The sequence below is a fragment of the Corynebacterium mustelae genome (genome assembly GCF_001020985.1).
Lineage (GTDB): Bacteria > Actinomycetota > Actinomycetes > Mycobacteriales > Mycobacteriaceae > Corynebacterium > Corynebacterium mustelae.
Genome location: NZ_CP011542.1, coordinates 3,206,726 through 3,223,041, shown reverse-complemented (window position 1 = coordinate 3,223,041; position 16,316 = coordinate 3,206,726). Strand labels below are relative to the sequence as shown.

The following is a 16,316-nucleotide window of genomic DNA, read 5'->3' as shown; positions in this document are numbered from 1 at the left end:
ATGCGGCACACTATGATCCACGATGAAGCTGGAAGCGCGACAGTAACCACCGCTGGCCTGATCGCAGCCTTGTCCGCCGTACTTTTAGTTATCGCTTCATTAATTAACACCACAATTGCCAGCCATCGTGCCCAAGTCGCGGCTGATTTGGCGGCAGTTGCAGGCGCCTGGGCGGTGTATTCCGGTGAACACCCCTGCAGAAAAGCTGACTATATCGCGCAGTTAAACCAAGCAACCATCTACAAATGCTCAGTGTTTGGTAGCGACGTTACTGTTATCGTGGTTGAGAATTCCGCTACCGCCACCGCACGAGCTGGTCCGCGTTAACCTGCATCAAGCATCGTGCATAATGCCCCTAAAAGCTTGATCGCACCTGCTTTATCCAGCGGAGAATTCCCATTTCCACATTTAGGCGACTGGACGCACGATGGGCAGCCAGAATCGCACACACATGAGCGAACTGCATCATACGTTGCGGCAATCCACTCACCAAACCGCATGAAACCACATTCGGCAAAACCTGCACCACCAGGATGTCCGTCATAAACGAATACTGTGGGTAGCCCCGTATCCACATGAAGCGGAGTTGATACGCCACCAATATCCCACCGGTCGCAGGTGGCTAAAAGCGGCAGCAGTCCAATCGCGGCATGTTCCGCAGCATGCAACGTGCCAGGAATGTCGTCAATTTTTAACCCATCCAACACCGCAGGATCGATGGTGTACGCGACGGCCTTGGTCACCAAAGTCTGGGGTGGTAATTCCAGCGGTACGGTGGCTATGACATCGCCACTAAAACTTTTCATCATGTATCCGACCACATGGTTGGTTACTTCGACATCGAGATGTGACACCCACAAACCAGTGGCTGGGTTGTGGACATGTTCTGGTTCACGAACGATACGGATATCGGTGGTGGAACGGGCGTGGGTGTAGTAATCGGGAATCTCTGGGTGTACGAGGGCGATCATGCTATCCAAGTCAAGCGAATCCACAACGAAGCTTTCGCCTTGATGCAGATAAACCGCGCCGGGATGTACCTGAGAGCTGGCCTGTGCTTGGTCAATCGTGCCAAGTATCCTGCCATCGTCACTATCCACGATAGTTACATGATTGCCAGAACCGCGTAAGGATACCAACGCATGTGGGTCGGTTGCACCTGGGGGCAACGTGGCAAACCAACCGTTATTGCGTTGGCGAAGTACTCCTTGTTGGGCTAGGGACGCCGCCACTTGCTCTGCTTGCAGCTCGGAGATTTCGGTATCAGTGAGTGGTGCTTCCAAGGCTGCGCAGTAGAGGTGACCTGCCAAGATGTAGGGATTGGCGGGATTGAACACTGCTGATTCTACAGGTTGATCCAAAAGCGCCTCTGGGTGGTGGATGAGGTACGTGTCGAGTGGGTCATCTCGGGCGATCAGCACGATGATGGAGCTTTGGCCTCGTCGGCCAGCCCGCCCTGCTTGTTGCCAGAAGCTGGCTATGGTTCCTGGAAATCCAGCGGTGATAACTGCATCTAGGCCACCAACATCGATTCCTAGTTCGAGTGCATTGGTAGTGGCCACACCGAGCAGAGTCCCGTCGTCAAGTCGTTGCTCAAGAGCGCGGCGATCCTCGGCTAGGTAGCCTGCGCGATAGGATGCGATCCGGTTGCTGAGGTCGAACCGGCCGTGGCTATTAAGTTCCTCTTGTGTTTTAAGCGCCACTAGTTCCGCTTGTGCCCGCGACCGTACAAAGGTGAGGGTGCGTGCTCCTTCTGTCACCAAAGTTGCCATCATTCCTGCTGCTTCAGTGGGTGCGGGTCGACGCACTGGGGCGCCACGTTCACCCGTGGCACCCTCAAGGAAGCCAGGTTCCCACAATGCGATTGTGCGTGCCCCAACGGGGGCGGTATCAGTTGTTATTGCCGTAACGGGGGCACCGATGAGTCTGCTCGCATGCTCAGCTGGGGTGGCGGTGGTGGCGGAAGCGAGTATCACCGTCGGATTGCTGCCGTATGTGCGAGCGATCCTTAGTAGCCTACGCAAAACCAACGAGACATGTGCACCGAATACGCCACGGTAGCTGTGGCATTCGTCAATCACGATGAACCGCAGGCTGCGCAGTAACCGACCCCATTTGTGGTGGTTGCTCAGGATTGCGCTATGCAGCATGTCCGGGTTGGTGAAAATGAAGCGTGAGGTGTCGCGGATAGCGGTGCGGGCTTCTACTAAAGTATCGCCGTCATAAGGTGCGGGATGGACGGAATTAAGTTCACTAATCCCACGTATTAGTACAGTTGCGTTGGATAATTGGTCCGAGCCTAATGCTTTTGTGGGGGTGATGTACAACGCAGATGCTGTTGGATTGGTGGCAAGAGTACTCAATATTGGTAGGTAGTAGCTCAGTGATTTTCCGGATGAGGTGCCAGTTGCGATAACAGTGTGGTTGCCGTGATAGGCGCTGTCTGCGGCTGCGGCTTGGTGGGAGTACGGTGCAGTGATGCCCGAGTGGAGTAGTTTTTCTTTAACGCTGGGGTGAATCCAGTGGGGCCAAGGTGCGTATTCAGCTTGTGTGGCGGGTATGGTGCGTAGGTGGGTGCAGGCGGAGTTGGGGAAGCGATTACGCAGGGCGTCGATGAGCTCTGCGCCGAGGTGGTACCCTACTTTGGGGCTAGGCTGGGGCATGGCTGCTCCTTTAATTTATCGCCGGTGACCTGCAGGTTGTGCCGTTTTGTTTGGCTAGCCCTCCCGTTTTGTTGCCAAACGTGGAACACTTGGATGAAGGTCGCCACACTAGGTACCCAATCCTAGAGGCATTTTAGCAACGTGATTTTTTGCCACCTTAATGGATAACCAAAATTGTGCCATTGAGGTTCAGCGGAAGCTTGACCGCTGCGTTAAGTGTGCGTGATACGTGATCGACCTTGTTTTAATCCCTCGGGCCACGCACCGAAAAATAGCAACACATGAAGGAAAATACTATGGCTAAGGGCACTGTAAAGTGGTTCAACGCTGAAAAGGGCTTCGGCTTCATCGCACCAGAGGACGGTTCGGCCGACGTGTTCGTCCACTACTCGGAGATTCAGGGCAACGGTTTCCGGTCGTTGGAGGAAAACCAATTGGTTGAATTTGAGGTCGGCGATGGCGCAAAAGGCCCACAGGCGCTTGGTGTCCGGGCACTGTAACCGAGACGATTGATGCGTGATCGGTTGCACCGTCGCGCTTAGGTATCCCCAACTATTCCGTGTAGTTTGCATGGTTTATGTTTGGGATATTTTTATGTGGGTTGCAGGGGTTAAACGACGTCGATATGCCGATACCGTGGCTAAATGGCGGAAATATTTTTGTTCTGTGCTGCCAAAATATTTCTCCGGGAAAACGCCGAGGGGTATCTGGTTGGACAAAGTTGCGCAATAGCCCCGTATTATAAGGAAACGTCTGTATTTTCTGCTGAACCTTATCTAGTGTTTGGTGGAAGATCTAGTGGTGTTTGCCCGGTGTGAGTGTGTATGCATATTGGGTGGGTACTCGCGATGTGATTTATTTGTGCGTTAACCGAATTGAGGTTCATTCGTTTCATGGCTGAAGGTAGCGGCATTAAGCGTCTCGTGATCGTCGAGTCTGCGACAAAAGCGAAAAAAATTGCCCCTTACTTGGGCGGGGATTATATTGTCGAGGCTTCGGTGGGACATATTCGTGACCTGCCACGGGGCGCGGCGGATGTACCACCCAAGTTTAAGAAGGAACCATGGGCACGGTTGGGGGTTAACGTTGATGATGATTTCGCACCACTATATGTGGTGAGCCCGGACAAGAAGAAGAAAGTTTCTGATCTCAAGTCCAAGCTCAAGCAGGTTGATGAATTACTGCTAGCAACCGACCCCGATCGGGAGGGGGAAGCTATTGCGTGGCATCTGCTGGAAACCTTGAAGCCTAAGGTTCCGGTGCGTCGTATGGTGTTTAATGAGATTACCAAACCTGCGATTCTTGCTGCTGCTGAAAATACCCGTGATTTGGACGAGAACCTGGTTGATGCGCAGGAAACTCGGCGTATTTTGGACCGTCTGTATGGTTATGAAGTGTCACCAGTGTTGTGGAAAAAGGTGATGCCACGGCTTTCGGCGGGCCGGGTGCAATCGGTTGCCACTCGGGTGATTGTTGAGCGGGAACGCGAGCGCATGGCGTTCGTTTCTGCCGAGTATTGGGATTTAAAGGCCCTGTTTGATACGGGTCAGCCCGCAACTGATGGTAACCCGAGAGAGTTTGACGGCCGGTTGACGGCGGTTGATGGTAAACGGGTGGCATTGGGTCGTGATTTCAATGACAAGGGAGAGCTTATTGGCGACGTTGTTGTCGTCGATAAGCAGCGTGCTGAGCACTTGGTGCAGGCACTCGATGGGGTGGACTTTTCCGTCCTATCAGTGGAGGAAAAACCTTATACTCGTAGACCTTATGCGCCGTTTATGACTTCGACTTTGCAGCAAGAGGCGGGCCGGAAGCTGCATTACACTTCTGAACGTACGATGCGGATTGCGCAGCGACTGTACGAAAACGGACATATTACATATATGCGTACCGACAGCACCACGTTGTCGGAGCAGGGGTTAACGGCAGCTCGGGAACAAGCAATCGCGTTGTATGGTGACAGTTATGTTGCAGCTGGTCCGCGCCGCTACGACCGGAAGGTGAAAAACTCCCAGGAAGCGCACGAAGCGATTCGCCCTGCGGGTGAACGGTTTGCTACCCCAGGTGAATTGCACGCGGTATTGGATGCGGAAGAATACAAGCTGTATGAGTTGATTTGGCAGCGGACCGTGGCCTCCCAGATGGCGGATGCCAAGGGCACGTCGATGAAAGTCACCATCGGGGGCCGGGCTACTGATGGCACTGAGGTTGAGTTCTCTTCGACGGGTCGGACCATTACGTTCCAGGGTTTCTTGCGCGCCTACGTGGAAACCACCAAGCAGGCGGACGGCCGGGATGTTGCCGATAATGCGGAGCGGCACTTGCCGCAGCTATCCCAGGGCGATCAGTTGGGTGTGAATAAGTTGGAGGCCGAGGGGCATTCCACTAACCCGCCTGCCCGCTATACCGAAGCGTCGCTGGTGAAAAAGATGGAGGATCTTGGCATTGGCCGTCCGTCCACCTATGCGAGCATCATTAAGACGATTCAGGATCGCGGTTATGTGTATTCGCGCGGTAATGCGTTGGTGCCGAGCTGGGTAGCCTTTGCTGTTGTGGGGTTGATGGAGAAGTCGTTTGCGGCGCTGGTAGATTACGATTTCACGTCTTCCATGGAAGATGAACTGGATGATATTGCCGCCGGAAACGAGGTGGGTGCCAATTGGCTCAAGGGGTTCTACTTCGGCGATGCGGATGCCTCCGATGCCACTGCCGAAACCATCGCGCGGCAAGGCGGGCTTAAAGCACTGGTCGGCGATAATTTAGAGCAGATCGACGCCCGGGTTGTAAACTCCCTTCCGCTTTTCGACGACGCCGAGGGCCGTCCGATCTACGTGCGGGTGGGCCGGTACGGGCCGTATTTGGAGCGGCAAATCGGAATCAAGGACGGGGAGCCGGAGTTCCAGCGGGCTAATCTTTCGGATACCACCACGCCTGATGAATTGACCCTGGAATATGCGGAGAAGCTTTTTGCCACACCGCAATCTGGCCGTGAATTGGGGCTCAATCCGGCGAATGGCCGCATGATCGTTGCCAAAGAAGGGCGATTTGGTCCATATGTCACAGAAATCATGGGTGAGGACGAGAAAGAAAAGGTCGCAATAAAGGCGGAAGAAATCGTCGCCGAGGAGCGTGCCGCTGAGGACGAACAGCGGAAAGCAGAAGGGAAGCGCCCTAAAAATTGGGAAACCAAAACTGCCATTGCGGCGAAGGAAAAGCGCATCAATCAGATCATTGAGGAAACGCTTAAACCTGCAACTGCGTCGCTGTTTTCTTCCATGGAACCATCGACCGTGACGTTGGAAGAGGCGTTGCAATTGATTTCCTTGCCACGTGAAGTGGGAGTTGACCCCAGTGATAATGAGGTTATTACCGCGCAAAATGGCCGATACGGTCCTTACTTAAAGAAGGGTTCTGATTCTCGGTCGCTTTCCAGCGAGGAACAGATTTTCACCATTACTCTCGACGAGGCACGCCGCATCTACGCTGAGCCGAAACGCCGGGGACGGGGTGCCACCAGCCAGCAGGCTATCAAGGAATTGGGTGATAACGATGTTTCGGGCAAACCCATGAGTGTGAGGGACGGCCGGTTCGGCCCCTATGTCACTGATGGTGAAACCAATGCGTCGCTGCGGCGTGGCGATGACCCGCTGACACTTACCGACGCTCGGGCGAATGAACTGTTGTCTGAACGGCGTGCAAAGGAAGCTGCTGAAGGCGGCACAAAAAAAGCTGCGAAGAAGTCCACGAAGAAAACTACGAAAAAGACCACGAAAAAGACCACGAAAAAGGCGGCGAAGAAACCCGCTAAAACTACCAAGCGGGTAGTCAAAGCAGGAAGCCGAAAGAAATAGTGAAAAGGCCGGGGATGAAACCACCCGGCCTTTTTCTAACTCCACGGAAAAACTATAGTTTCATTTCCCCGATCATTGCACCGGTTGGTTTTTCGCTGCCAGCCAGTGGTTCTTCAGTGAGGATTACTTTGGAAGTTGCCTCAGCAAAGGGCATCCATACATCGGTATGATCTTCCGGTCCGATTACCCCAGCGGAGATGATTTTTCCAGAGTCGGTGACGCTCCACACCTGGACGCCCATTCCTTCCTTGACTGTTGGGGCTCCTTGCACCATCGCGCCTGCTTTATCCATGGCATCAGAGGAAACAACGTGCAATTGCACACCGCTGACATCCATATTGGCGCTTTGTACGTCGTCAGCATCCATGATTTCATGCATGGCATCAACACCAGACAAAGCTTGTGTCGTGATAGTGCTGGTTGGGGCGTCGAAAAGCTGCGGTAACGTGATTCCCGCAGCGGCGATTACGACTACCGCCGCCGCAATGGAAGTTATCGCCACCATTCGACGGGAGCGATACCGTTGGATTGGGATAACTTCGGCGACAGGGGTTTGCTGTTCGACGTTATCGATTGCGGCGAAAATGTCTGCTTTCAGCCCAACTGAAGGGGGAAGTGGAACCGCTGACAGTGCTAGAGCATCGGCTAGATCGCGGCGCTCTTCTTCGGTTAATTCGGTATCGTCGAAGTCGGTGAGCCAGTCATCGTTATGGTTGGTCATCGTCCCTCCTTTCCTTGAGTCACATGCAGTGCGGCTTTGAGTTTCTTTAACCCATCACGCACCCGAGTTTTGGCGGTTCCGAGTGGTATACCGAGGTGTTCGGCGAGTTGTTGTTGACTGAGCCCGCCGAAATACGTGAGCATGATTGCGCTGCGGTGGGGTTCACCGATGTCGTCGACTGCGGCGCGTAGATGCTCACCTTCAATTGCACCTAGCGCATCACTTTCGACATCAACATATCGAGTGACATTTTCCAACGCGGCGTCACGCTCATCGCGAGCCAAAGCCGCAGTGCGAGAGCGGAGTTTATCAATGGCCCGCGACCGAGCGAGCCGAAGAATCCAACCGAGCGCACTGCCTTTGTCCGGGGAGAATGCGTGGGCATTACGCCATATTTCGATGAATACTTCTTGGGTGACTTCTTCGGCTACAGCCCGGTTATGCAGTATCTGCATGCAGATACCAATAACGCGGGCTGCGGTGCGATCGTAGAGGGTGCCGAAGGCTTGTTTATCGCCTTGGGCGATATTTACAAGCAATTCTTCGCTGGATATTTCCATGATCCTTTAGGATACCGGGTAATACTCAAAGGAGAAAAGACTGAACTATCCAGCGCATTACGACGGCTGACGATGCCGATGTCGTTTTTCCTAACGGCTACTTTTCCATCTTGTCTTTCTCCATGGCATCCTTCTCCATCTTGTCGTCATGGCTCATGGCGTCTTTTTCCATCTTGTCGCTCTTGTCCATGGCGTCCTTTTCCATGGCGTCTTTTTCCATCTTGTCGCTCTTGTCCATGGCGTCTTTCTCCATGGCATCCTTTTCCATCTTGTCGCTTTGCATCATGGCGGATTCGGAAGCTGGAGCGGAGGAACCGGAATCGTTGCAAGCGACCAGACCGGTTGCTGCTACGCCGAGTGCGAAGATGGAAGCGATGAACTTACGATTGGTCATGAGAGTACTCCTTGTATGGAATCTGAAAACTGTCTGTTTGCTTGAGATGTCGGTCTGGAAAACCTATCTGTGATGTGCCATTCGGTGGCACTCACAAATTGTTTCGGAGCGGGGTGGCACACTGGATTGGATTTTTAGAAAAAATTTTTAAAAACTTTTGTTTTCGCAGCTAGGTAGTGATTTGGTGGGAAAATTGAAAATTTTTCCAATCCGTTTTTTCGCCAGCGTCGTAACCCTTTATGAGCCGCTTGTGAAGCGGGATGATTCATGAAAGGAACGCCATGTTTTCAATGATTCTCATAGGTTTGATCGGCGGCATATTAACAAGTTTGTCGCCATGTATTATCCCGGTGCTGCCGCTTATCTTAGCAGTTAGTGCTGGTGATAAACGTCGCCCTTATCTCGTGGTAGCTGGGTTGGCGCTTAGCTTTGCCATAATTACGTTGATCGGTTCTGTGGTACTTAATGCGCTGGGGTTGCCACAAGATACAGTTCGGTGGGTTGGCATCGGGCTTTTGGTACTTGTGGGGTTGGGAATGATCATCCCGGCGATTGGGCGGATCCTTCAAGCACCGTTTGATCGGTTACCTAAAGCCAATTTCTTGCAGTCTAAAGTTCAGGGTCGAGGTGGTTTTGCTGTGGGCCTTGCCCTCGGTGCCGTGTATGTTCCGTGTGCTGGTCCAGTCTTGGCTGCCATTACCGTTGCTGCCGCAACCGGTGAGATCGACGCAACGATCATCGCGTTGACCATTTCCTTTGCAGTTGGTGCTGCGATCCCTCTTCTCGGCTTCGCACTTGGTGGTAACCAGATTGGACAGCGGGTGGATTGGTTCCAGAAGCGCGGCAATGCTTTTCGACGCGGAGCGGGTGCGGTTGTTATCGCGCTAGCAGTGGCACTCGCGTACGACGCACCAGCTGCCATTCAACGGGCATTGCCAGACTGGACAGGTGCAGCACAGCAGGCGCTGGGCGAAAAAATTCAAGCGGGTGGCGCTACTGCTGGCGGTAGCCTGGAAGCGTGCCGGACGTTAGGTGCCTCTGAAGCGCACGATTGCGGCGATCTGCCTAAGTTCGAAGGGTTAGGTGAGTGGATAAACACGGATAAGCCAGTTGATCCGCACACTTCCGGCAAAGTATCGCTTGTAGATTTCTGGGCGTATGCATGCATCAACTGCCAGCGCGCAAATGAGCACATCACCAAGTTGTACGATCACTATAAAGATTACGGTTTTGAAGTTATCGGTGTTCACGCTCCGGAATATGCCTTTGAACGCGAGTTGGCTAACGTCAAGGATGCTGTTGTAACACAAAAGATCAATTACCCAGTTGTACAAGACAATGATTTTGTTACCTGGAAGAACTTCAATAACCGCTATTGGCCAGCACGTTACCTAGCTGACCACACCGGTAAGCTGCGTCAAATTCATGAAGGCGAAGGCGATTATGCCGAAACCGAAATGGTTATCCGCCAGCTGCTTCAAGACCGCGACCCAAGCATCTCCCTGCCAGATCCGATTGAAAAAGGTGTGGAAGCTGAAACTCGCGAGCCACGTTCCCCAGAAACTTACCTCGGTGCTGAGCGTTCTAAGTATCAGTGGAATGCTGTCCGTGGCGAGCGGCTTGGTGAACACGACTTCGGTACTGGTGAGACCCCTGAACTTGGATTCTACTCCCTGGCCGGAAAGTGGAAAGTTGCGGAAACCTCGATTACTCCTCAGTCTCAGGATGCACATATTGAATTGAATTACCAGGCTAAATGGGTGCAATTGGTTCTTAGTGGCAAGGGCAAAGTCACTGTGAAGCGGGAATCCGGTGAAACCGAAGAATTCGATATCACCGAAGACGGTTCCGTTGACATTGTCCGTAAAGACAAGAATGAACCAGAATTGATTACCGTGATCCCATCTGAAGGGCTGGAACTCTACTCGTTCACATTCGGATAAAAGTGTGCGATCTTGCCCACAGATCCATTTTCAATCGGGCATATTCAGAAAAAATCGGGCATACTTGGCGGTAGTGGCTGTCGTGAAAAACAACCGTCGAAAAGCAAAAGATTCGGGAAGGTGTGCTGGGATATGAAAGAGATCGTGGGCAATAAGGTCGTGCTCATTGGGGCAGGCGATGTTGGAGTGGCTTACGCATACGCGCTGGTGAACCAAGGAACTTGCGACCATCTGGCCATAATCGACATTGATGAGAAAAAGCTTGAAGGCAACGTCATGGATCTTAACCACGGCGTTGTGTGGGCATCATCGCGCACTCGGGTTACGAAAGGAACCTACGCCGACTGCGAAGACGCTGCAATGGTCGTCATCTGCGCCGGCGCTGCACAAAAACCTGGCGAAACCCGACTGCAACTCGTGGATAAAAACATGAAAATCATGAAATCCATCGTCGATGAGGTCATGGCCAGCGGATTCGACGGAATTTTCCTTGTCGCATCCAACCCGGTCGACATCCTCAGCTACGCCGTATGGCGCTACTCCGGCCTAGACTGGCACCGGGTGATCGGATCCGGAACCGTCCTAGATTCGGCCAGGTTCCGCTACATGCTGGGCGAACGCTACGAAGTCGCTCCTACCTCCGTCCACGCATACATCATCGGCGAACACGGCGACACCGAACTCCCAGTTCTGTCGTCTGCAACAATAGCTGGCGTTTCCATGCGTAAACAATTGGAAAAGAACCCTGGCCTGGAATCCGAACTTGAGCGAGTTTTTGAGGAAACTCGGGACGCGGCATACACGATCATCGACGCCAAAGGCTCGACGTCCTACGGCATTGGTATGGGCTTGGCGCGCATCACCCGCGCCGTCTTGCACAACCAAGACGTAGCGTTACCAGTATCGGCACTGCTCAACGGTGAATATGGTGAGGAAAACATCTACATTGGTACCCCTGCCATCATCAATCGGCGAGGCATTCGCCGGGTCGTCGAGTTGGAAATCTCCGATCATGAGATGGAACGTTTCCAACATTCCGCCAATACTCTCAGGAAAATTCAGGAAGAATTCTTTCCTGCCTAACGGCTAAGCGGATTCCTTAATTAGCATCAACCCGGCACCGTGGCACTGTCACCGACAGGATCGCGGTGCCGGTTTCTTATGCGCTACCGCCTAGCTTAGGACTTGGCAGATAGCTGACAGGCAGTCACCTCCCGTTTGGTCAAGTCGGAGATTCCCGAAATAACGCAGATAATGCGGTAAAACACCAGGGGAAACGCTTCTACTTGAGGAAATCTCCGACTTCAGCCGGTGTATCCCAATGGGTTGGATCGAAAATCTGTAGACGGCCGATAATGGTAGATACGCGATTGTGCCGGTGACGGCATTAAGTATCACACTGACAGTTTCAAACGAACGGAACAGGTGTAGCAGCGGGCGGCGGAAGCGTCGAAAAGCTCAAGCCAGCCACCCTTACAACACCCGAAAGGCTTGAAGGACTGGGATCAATAAAACCCACGAAGCGTCTGGCAATTAGATTTGGGCGTATCCTCGTAAGTCAAGGGCTTAAAACCAAGTGCCGCAGGACGTCATGAAAAAAGGGGAGAGGCTTAAATGCACATCGTCGCCCATCGAGGTTTCAGCGGGCGCTACCCGGAGATGTCGCCCATCGCCTATGAAAAGGCCCTTCAACTGCCGATACATGGGGTGGAATGCGATGTGCGGCTGACAAAAGACGGCCATGTTGTCTGCACCCACGATCGGACAATGCTGCGAGTAGCAGGGGTAAGGGCGGTGGTGTCCACCTCCACATTGGCTCAGCTTAAGCGACTAAATATTGGTGATGATTCCGTAACCGGCGCAGCTAGCCTCCAACGGATTCTGACGTTGGACGAACTGCTCGACATGGTGTTCGCCACCGACGACAAACACATTTATATCGAAGCCAAGCACCCCACCCGCATGGGGCGCATGCTGGAAGAACAGCTTGCGCTATGCCTGAAATATCACGGTCTAGCCCAGAGTGACCGGGTTCATTTTATTTCGTTCTCCCACGCAGCAGTTCGCCGCATGAATGCCCTAGTTCCCGCCATTGAAACCTTTTACCTGCGGCGGGAATGGGAAGCAAAGGTCAACCCGGCTGACCTGCATTTTTCCCACCCGAATAATTTCGGCATTTCCCTCAAGCGGGCGAAACTCGACACCTGGATTCTGGACCGCGATGCCCAAGTATATGCACCCTACATGTGGACAGTAAATGACCCCGACGACATGCTGTGGGCAGATAGCCACGACGTTGGGGTGATGGCGACAGACTATCCAGACATTGCAGTAAAAGTTCTGGGGCGGGCTGGGTGAGTGACGAAACCGTCAGGTAAGTTGTAACTCATGGCTAAAAAGAACCGGAAAGAAAAAGAACAACTCCCAGCGGGGATGAGCCGTCGTCAAGCGAAACTCGCAGCCCGCGCCGCCGAACGTGCCGCCAATGAGCGCGACCCACGACCATTTGGCGACGTGAAATCCGAAGCAGACTTGATCGCTTTACAAGAGTTTGTGCCTTCAGCAACCGCGAAAATCGACGTCACAGGCGTCGACCGCGACGTGTACCTATGCACGGTGCTGCCGGGCGGAACCGCCGCCATCGTGCGGGAAGAATCCGAAGGCGGGGATGCTTTCGTCGCACTGCAAATCGGCTCCCGTTCGCACAACCCACACCGTGACCTAGCTTTCGCGCTGCGGTGGTTACAAGACGCCGCGCCGGGGCAGCAGCTAGTTAGCGTCGCGGCCGACGGTACCGAACCCGCACTCGCCGAGCTTTTCGACGTTTCCCAACCGCTCGAAATACAACGATTCGATGACTTTAACTGGTGGCTGCCGGAAGGTACAGAACTCAGCCCGGAGCATGCACAGGCAATCAAAGTCGCCAACGACAACGTTATGCCATCGCACCGCATCGATGCTGACATCAAAGGCGCCGTATGGTGGATCGACGCTGGCGACAAGGCGTACATCCGGTGGGTGCGGCCGGAAGACGAAGACAAGGTACTTCGTGCTTTAGCCCGGATTGCGGCGAAAGGTGAATTGAAACTGGGCGAAGAAACCAAATTCGCCGGTGTTTTCCGCACCCATGGGGTTGCGGTACCGGTGTGGGATCTTGACCCAACCCGGTCACACACCACCTACAAGGATGAATTGCTGGCATTGGATAAAAAGATCGTCACGGAATTAGACAACGATGCTCAGCTCACGCCGGAAGAACGGCGGCAATTGCAGAACATTCAGTCGCGCCAGGTGACCATTCGCTAGGGGCAATCAATCCGGGTGCTAGCCCACCCGAATCTGGCCAAAAAGGCAGGTACGGGTGGGCTTTTATGTATTTCACTTGCGTCAAAATTAACCCCGGAGGATAAACATGGCTATTGATTCGCTTTTCTTTCCGACGTTCCATGCTGATATTTCATTGTTTGATACAGGGGTTTCTCGATTCGAGAATGATCCGTATTTTTACACTGCGCGTATGGAGTGGGCTGGGGTTGAGTATGTCCTGGTGATGGAGGAGGTTGCGGAGTTGTGGTGGTTGTCGCCGCAGCTTAGGTGGCGGCTTGCGGGTAATCAGGTGCTTGATGTGGCGCTGCGGTGGGAGACAATCGGGGGAGGCAGAGACTTTGGGGTGAGAGATGATGAGACTTTTTCGTGGATTGATGGGTTTGTTCGTGGATTGATGGGTTTGATGTTGTTGAACCTGTCCAGTTTGTTTCGCAGTGGAATGAGAGATTTTGTGGGGATTTTGAACTGCCTCGGGTTTTGTTCCTAGGCATTTGCCTTGTTTTCTATTATTTCTTGTTGGTGGTTGGTGTTCCAATATTCCGTTTCGACTTCGACTGGTGTGCGGTAGCCTAGGTTTTCTTCGAGTCTGGTTTCATTCCACCAAGTACCCCATTGGAACGTGGCGATTTCAACTTCTACAGCATCAACCCATCTGTGGGGATTGATGAGTTCATTCTTATAAGGAGCCGTTGACATTTTCCGCGAGGGCATTGTCATAAGAATCCTTTTGCTGTGCCGGTTGATGCGGTAATCCCTGATTCTCTCAGCCGCTGATTGTAAACAATACTGACGTACTGTGTGCCATGGCCTGTATGGTGAATCAGCCCGGTAGTTTCCTTCGGTAAAGCAATAGCCTGGTTAAGAGCCTGCAGCGGCAATGCCTCACGTACGCAGTGAATCTGATAAAGCCCAGCCGACAATCGTGCGGGAGAATACATCGGTGACGAAAGCGGCGTACACAAACCCTTTCCTGGTTAGTACATAGGTAATGTCAGCAACCCATAACCGGTTAGGGCAACTGGCTGTGAAGTTACGGTTAACCATGTCTGGTCGGGTATCTGCTTGTGTGCCTTTACGGGTGGTGATCGGGGTTTTACCTTTGCTTGTACCGCACACACCCGCCAAACGCATCACACGTGCTGTTTGTTCACGGCCAATAGTCACCCCAGCACGACGGTAGAGCATGCCCCATTGTGCAGACACCGTAGACTTCAGTAATTTTCCTTGTGGATACGTCGGATCAGCTCTATCAATGTTTCTGTCACGAATGTACGCGTACACTTGGACCTTAAAGCCTTTGACTGGCGGTAACCACGAGAGGTAATAAACCCACCGACACGATGGTTATTCAACGTCTGGCAGATGAACTCGACGTCAGAAACGATCACGGTAGTGGTCGATAAACCTGATCATTTCCTAAGGTTTCGGGTCGAGTCTAGATGCGAAAAAAGCCGACGTAGCCTTTGAACTGCTCATTAATATCCCGTAGTTCCTGATTGTCACGACGCAACCGCGCATTTTCGGCGATCACATCAGCTTCATCACGGTGAATGATTTCCGCGCCATCCACGCCTAGCCTTTCTACACCCACTGGGCGTGCCGTATGCCACGACACACCAAGCCTTTGGCGCCACACATTCACACGCCGCCCGCAACGAGCAGATCTTCAGCCAGAATCCGGTCCTCAACAAGACGGACCACACGATCCTTAAGCATCCTGATCACATTTCCTTGGCATACTCCAGATTTTCCCATCTACTCAAACGGAACAAAACCCGGGACACTTCAATACCGACTACCCGGAACCCCAGTACCAACTACGCGGACACTCGGTACCAACTATCCCTAATCGACACCTGGGACACTTCACCTTCCCGGTCACCGTGCTCATAGCCTAAGTGTGCATCCATTTCAGCGTTTAAGCCGCGGGCAATCGATGCCTGCAACATTCCCCTGACGAGGACACTTCATCCGCGCCCAAAACCACCCCCACAAAATTCACCTACAAACCACCCCAAACACGCGACAAAAACACAGAAACACCCCCGGAAGGGTGTGTAGGCCAGCAAAATGGGATACAAAAGTCTACTGCAAATGTAGCAAAACTTATGTACGATGGCCGTATCGCCCATTTTTTGTCAGTGATTAAAGACGTTTGACTCGGTTGTTAAGGATAAAAATGAACGAATTTGACCAGGTGAACCTTGCTGGAGTTTATGAGGGGAAAACGCTAATGAACGAGGTGGAAATTAAGGTGATTCCGTGGGATGTAGGGCATCATCAAGAGGTTGTCCAAAAAGCTCTTGTAGGTTGCCCTAAGGGGAAGTTGCTGGATGTTGGATGTGGGACTGGGGAAAATGCGGAGTTTGCCTCCGTTGAGGGCTTTGCGGTTACCGCTATTGATTTGTCCTATGATGCGATTCAGATGTGCAAAAAGCGACATGAAGGTTCAAATGTTGACTATCGTCAGAAGAATATTTTTGACATTAATGAATCGTGGGGTGAATACTTCGACGTTATCTTAGACTCAGCTGTCTATCATACCATTCCGTCTGGAGAGCGCTCGTGCTACCTGGAAATCCTTTCTACCTACTTACATCAGGGTGGTAGATTGCTGGTTATTACATTTGCCGATGTCCCAAACGGGATGCCAAAAAAACTTGCAGTGTCCAAAGAACAATTAGTGGAGAATCTTACGCAAGCAGGTTTTTCGGATATTTCCGTTGACCTAGATTTTTACTGCGGTGTTTATTCATCTATAGAAGAATTGATAAAGATGTATAAATTAACAATAAACAGAAATAGTGTTGGGGAATCGTTACTCCCCGTCTGGGTGGCGAGCGCCAGGAAAGCGTAA

General features: G+C 52.5%; 16 protein-coding genes. 9 read left to right on the top strand and 7 right to left on the bottom strand.

The window, feature by feature from the left end:
- On the top strand, nucleotides 1–327 hold the full coding sequence (locus tag CMUST_RS14410) for an Rv3654c family TadE-like protein (RefSeq protein WP_047263093.1): 327 nt from the start codon (nucleotides 1–3) through the stop codon (nucleotides 325–327).
- On the opposite strand, the gene CMUST_RS14405 is transcribed toward CMUST_RS14410, so the two are convergent.
- Entirely contained in the window at nucleotides 324–2,663 is a 2,340-nt protein-coding gene (locus tag CMUST_RS14405) for a DEAD/DEAH box helicase (RefSeq protein WP_047263092.1), read from the bottom strand. The two genes, CMUST_RS14410 and CMUST_RS14405, sit on opposite strands and share 4 nt — an antisense overlap.
- Nucleotides 2,664–2,959: 296 nt before the next feature.
- Between CMUST_RS14405 and CMUST_RS14400 the strand changes: the two genes are divergently transcribed.
- Together CMUST_RS14400 and topA are read left to right on the top strand one after the other, a co-directional pair.
- Nucleotides 2,960–3,163: a cold-shock protein gene (locus CMUST_RS14400; protein ID WP_047263091.1), complete on the top strand. Its 204-nt coding sequence runs from the start codon at nucleotides 2,960–2,962 to the stop codon at nucleotides 3,161–3,163.
- A 393-nt stretch (nucleotides 3,164–3,556) separates the two neighbouring features.
- Entirely contained in the window at nucleotides 3,557–6,514 is a 2,958-nt protein-coding gene (topA, locus tag CMUST_RS14395) for a type I DNA topoisomerase (RefSeq protein ID WP_047263090.1), read from the top strand.
- Between the two features lie 52 nt (nucleotides 6,515–6,566).
- Here the strand turns inward: topA and CMUST_RS14390 are convergent, their stop codons facing one another.
- The 3 genes from CMUST_RS14390 to CMUST_RS16990 all read right to left on the bottom strand — a co-directional run bounded on the left by CMUST_RS14390 (nucleotide 6,567) and on the right by CMUST_RS16990 (nucleotide 8,189).
- Nucleotides 6,567–7,235: an anti-sigma factor gene (locus CMUST_RS14390; protein ID WP_047263089.1), complete on the bottom strand. Its 669-nt coding sequence runs from the start codon at nucleotides 7,233–7,235 to the stop codon at nucleotides 6,567–6,569.
- A complete protein-coding gene (locus CMUST_RS14385; RefSeq protein ID WP_047263088.1) occupies nucleotides 7,232–7,795 on the bottom strand; it encodes a sigma-70 family RNA polymerase sigma factor in 564 nt (187 codons plus the stop codon). The genes CMUST_RS14390 and CMUST_RS14385 overlap by 4 nt, the downstream gene beginning before the upstream one ends.
- A gap of 97 nt (nucleotides 7,796–7,892) precedes the next feature.
- Nucleotides 7,893–8,189: a pentapeptide MXKDX repeat protein gene (locus CMUST_RS16990; RefSeq protein WP_047263087.1), complete on the bottom strand. Its 297-nt coding sequence runs from the start codon at nucleotides 8,187–8,189 to the stop codon at nucleotides 7,893–7,895.
- Nucleotides 8,190–8,470: 281 nt separating this feature from the next.
- Between CMUST_RS16990 and CMUST_RS14375 the strand changes: the two genes are divergently transcribed.
- The 5 genes from CMUST_RS14375 (at nucleotide 8,471) to CMUST_RS14355 (ending at nucleotide 13,946) form a co-directional block, all read left to right on the top strand.
- On the top strand, nucleotides 8,471–10,132 hold the full coding sequence (locus tag CMUST_RS14375) for a cytochrome c biogenesis protein CcdA (RefSeq protein WP_047263086.1): 1,662 nt from the start codon (nucleotides 8,471–8,473) through the stop codon (nucleotides 10,130–10,132).
- Between the two features lie 132 nt (nucleotides 10,133–10,264).
- Entirely contained in the window at nucleotides 10,265–11,215 is a 951-nt protein-coding gene (locus CMUST_RS14370) for an L-lactate dehydrogenase (protein ID WP_047263085.1), read from the top strand.
- A 531-nt stretch (nucleotides 11,216–11,746) separates the two neighbouring features.
- Entirely contained in the window at nucleotides 11,747–12,490 is a 744-nt protein-coding gene (locus tag CMUST_RS14365) for a glycerophosphodiester phosphodiesterase family protein (RefSeq protein WP_047263084.1), read from the top strand.
- Nucleotides 12,491–12,520: 30 nt separating this feature from the next.
- Nucleotides 12,521–13,438 (top strand): DUF5926 family protein, encoded by a 918-nt coding sequence (locus tag CMUST_RS14360; RefSeq protein WP_047263083.1) that lies wholly within the window; start codon nucleotides 12,521–12,523, stop codon nucleotides 13,436–13,438.
- Nucleotides 13,439–13,544: 106 nt separating this feature from the next.
- Nucleotides 13,545–13,946 carry a hypothetical protein gene (locus CMUST_RS14355; protein WP_047263082.1) on the top strand — a complete coding sequence of 134 codons (402 nt, stop codon included), beginning with the start codon at nucleotides 13,545–13,547 and terminating at the stop codon, nucleotides 13,944–13,946.
- On the opposite strand, the gene CMUST_RS14350 is transcribed toward CMUST_RS14355, so the two are convergent.
- From CMUST_RS14350 to CMUST_RS16920, 3 genes are all read right to left on the bottom strand, one after another.
- Entirely contained in the window at nucleotides 13,943–14,170 is a 228-nt protein-coding gene (locus tag CMUST_RS14350) for a hypothetical protein (RefSeq protein WP_083987620.1), read from the bottom strand. The genes CMUST_RS14355 and CMUST_RS14350 overlap by 4 nt on opposite strands.
- 171 nt (nucleotides 14,171–14,341) lie before the next feature.
- Nucleotides 14,342–14,740, bottom strand: coding sequence for a DDE-type integrase/transposase/recombinase (locus tag CMUST_RS16640; protein WP_158408244.1), 399 nt, complete (start codon nucleotides 14,738–14,740; stop codon nucleotides 14,342–14,344).
- Nucleotides 14,741–14,894: 154 nt separating this feature from the next.
- Entirely contained in the window at nucleotides 14,895–15,074 is a 180-nt protein-coding gene (locus tag CMUST_RS16920; protein ID WP_169748506.1) for a hypothetical protein, read from the bottom strand.
- A gap of 564 nt (nucleotides 15,075–15,638) precedes the next feature.
- Here CMUST_RS16920 and CMUST_RS14335 point away from each other — a divergent pair.
- Entirely contained in the window at nucleotides 15,639–16,316 is a 678-nt protein-coding gene (locus CMUST_RS14335) for a class I SAM-dependent methyltransferase (protein WP_052844812.1), read from the top strand.